This window comes from Zoogloea sp. (assembly GCF_041904905.1).
GTDB lineage: Bacteria > Pseudomonadota > Gammaproteobacteria > Burkholderiales > Rhodocyclaceae > Zoogloea.
Genome location: NZ_JAYRMI010000129.1, coordinates 1 through 2,649, shown reverse-complemented (window position 1 = coordinate 2,649; position 2,649 = coordinate 1). Strand labels below are relative to the sequence as shown.

Sequence of the window (2,649 nt, the reverse complement as noted above, 5' to 3'; positions counted from 1 at the left end):
GCTCGATACTGACGCCGGCGACGCCGCCAGCCTCGCGATCGAACTCCGGTTCGGCCAGCACCATGGGGGCATTGCTGACGTTCTGCAGCAGGTACTTCTCGCCGATCAGGCCGCGTCCTTCGTACTGACGCACCAACGAGAAGCGCGCCTCGATCCATAGGGGGACCGAGCGATGGCTCTCTTCGACCCGGACGTCGGGCGGCACCCGGTCCGTAGCCATCGCCACCAGCAGCGCCTTCATGGCGCGGACCGGGTTGGGTGCCGGTCCGGCTCCGGCCTGGCCAGCTGTGGCTGGCTTGAACGCCCTGGGCGTCTTGTCGCGGATGACGATGGTGTCGGCGGGCGTGTCCGCACGGCGCAATAGCAGTGTGTAGGTGGTGCTCGCCGAGGAGACGAACAGGTTGATCGGTTTCACGGAATCGCCGACCGGGCGAACGTAGATTTCGCCCTTGTCGCGGTCGCACTCCAGCACGATCTCACCAGCCGGATTGATTGCCGAACTAATGCCGCCGCCGGGCGCGGTGCTGCTCATGCCCGGTGTGGCGGGAAGAGCCGTCGCCGCGCCGCAATGACTCGAATGGATGTTGCCGAACACGTCGGTGATCGATGCTCCGTCGATGCGGATGCGGGTCGGCTCCTTGATCGACACGATGGCTTCGACCGACACGCCGTCGCTGGCCTCGACGACCTGCAGCGCGTGGGCGGGCACGGCCGTCAAGATGGCGATGGCGGCCGTTGCGGCGATGGCGGCACTCATCGCCCATCTGGGCCGAGGCACAAGGACGAACCGATGCGGGGATCGGGCTTGGGTTGGTTCAATTGCCGGCATTGGGTACCTCCTTGAAACTCTTCAAATGCATGCGCGCACCGGCGTAGCTGAACTCGACCCGGTAGGCCTTGAGGTCGTTGGCGGTCTCGAAGCCGTTGACCAGGGTGCGCAGGCGCCCGCGGATGACGATGCTCTGGCCTTCTTCGCTGGGCACGAGTTGCTGGGGCGCGAACACGGTGGCGGCGTTGATGCGCTTCAAGCGTTCGGCCTCCACTTCCTGCCGCGTCTTGAGCGGGCCGTACTGATCGGGTTCGACGTAGCCGAGCAGGATGTCCTTCTTCCAGTCGATCGAAGCCGGCGTCACGTCGAGCACCAGCCAGGCGATGAAGCTGCCCATCTGCTCGAGATATTCGTTGCTGGCGTGGTCGTGGGTGACCCAGAAGGTTTTGTTGAGCGAGGGCGGTACGACCACGGTGCGCACCGTTCCCAAAAGGTTGAGGATCACCACGAGGGCGAGGATCTGCCCGGCGGCGAGCACGCCGACCGCCAGGCCCAGCCCGCGATTGCGGCGCCGCATTTCCTTGATGTCGCCGTTGAGCCGTTCGAAGTCCATGGGCTTTCTCCAGGCTCAGCCGACCATGCGGCGGATGTGCGACGGCGGCGTGGCGCGCATCGCGGTCATCGGACTGGCGGGCAGATGCCAATACAGCCAGTGGATGGCGAAGGCCGGGTGCTTGTCCGCCTTGAGGCGCGAAATCCAGCGCGAGACGAAGATGCCCATCGCCATGCAGACGGCGAAGGACAGCTTGCTGCCAGACAGGTAGCCGACGAAGAACATGAACAGGATCGGCGCGGCGACATCGACATCCCAGAAGCCGATCTTCCATTGGTCATCGAGACGCCGCGGGATATAGGTGTCCGCTTGCATGTCGGTCTCCTGGGTGTCGATGCCGGCGTCAGACGACCGCGCCCATGATCGCGCCGGCGATCACGAGACCCACGGCGGCGAAGATGGCAAGGCCGACGTAGAACAGGACCGGGCCGAAGTTGCGTAGCGCGGAGAGCGAGATGAGTGCGACCACGAAACCGACGAATCCGACCAGGGCCTTGATTCCCGGTCCGAGCGCGGCGATCTGGGTCAGTGCCGAGGTGAGCGGTCCGGTGATGCCGGTGAAGGCGACCAGGTCCAGGGCGTAGCCGGGAAAAGCGGTGCCGAGGCCGACGACGATCATCGCCAGCAGCATCGCGACGGTCATCGGTTTGCGGGTGGCGACGCGGGGGGAAGAAACAAGGACTGCAGTGTTCATGAAAACCTCCGGGCATGGGTGGAGCGTTGAAAGTCGGATAGGGGTGGGAAGGCGGGTGGGCGTACGGACGCGCCTGCGGGTGGGAGCGCGAGCGCTCGACGGGTGAAGAACTTGGATGTGAGCGGGCGACCGGCGCGGCGTCATGGCAGGTTCTCGCCGCTCATCTGAAAGATCACCTCGGCCCGCCGGTTCTGCGTGCGGCCGGCCACGGTGTCGTTGGCGGCGATGAAGCAGCACGCCCCTCGAGCCTGCAGCGTCAGCGTGGCGGCTAGCGTCGGATGCGTCTTGCGCAGGTGGTCGCGAACCGCGAGGGCGCGGGCGAGGGCCAGCGATTCATTGAAGGCCAATGGCCCGGTGCTGTCGGTACGGCCGATGATCTTGATGCGGCGCACGTGGAGAGCGTCGCCCATGGCTCCGTTCAGTTGGGAACGCGCGGCGGGGCTCAGCTTGGCGCTGCCCAGGCCGAACTGCACGGTGACCGTGCGCGAGATCTCCGGCTTTGTTGCTGGGGCTGACGCCACAGGGGCCGGGGTGACGGATTCGGCCGATGTGGTTGATTCTGCGCGGAGGATG

At 65.9% G+C, this 2,649-nt stretch carries 5 protein-coding genes; all 5 read right to left on the bottom strand.

Annotation, left to right across the window (positions count from 1 at the left end):
* The coding region (locus ACE3N6_RS19105; RefSeq protein ID WP_374247407.1) for a type-F conjugative transfer system secretin TraK at window positions 1-757 on the bottom strand (757 nt) is incomplete at its 3' end.
* Window positions 758-815: 58 nt separating this feature from the next.
* Window positions 816-1,382 (bottom strand): type IV conjugative transfer system protein TraE, encoded by a 567-nt coding sequence (gene traE, locus ACE3N6_RS19100; RefSeq protein ID WP_374247406.1) that lies wholly within the window; start codon window positions 1,380-1,382, stop codon window positions 816-818.
* Window positions 1,383-1,397: 15 nt separating this feature from the next.
* On the bottom strand, window positions 1,398-1,697 hold the full coding sequence (gene traL, locus ACE3N6_RS19095; protein ID WP_265941884.1) for a type IV conjugative transfer system protein TraL: 300 nt from the start codon (window positions 1,695-1,697) through the stop codon (window positions 1,398-1,400).
* 28 nt (window positions 1,698-1,725) lie between these two features.
* The gene (locus ACE3N6_RS19090) at window positions 1,726-2,076 is read right to left on the bottom strand and encodes a hypothetical protein (RefSeq protein WP_288130005.1); all 351 of its coding nucleotides are present in this window, start codon (window positions 2,074-2,076) and stop codon (window positions 1,726-1,728) included.
* 140 nt (window positions 2,077-2,216) lie between these two features.
* Window positions 2,217-2,649 (bottom strand): OmpA family protein (locus ACE3N6_RS19085; protein ID WP_374247405.1); only part of this gene is annotated, 433 nt, incomplete at its 5' end.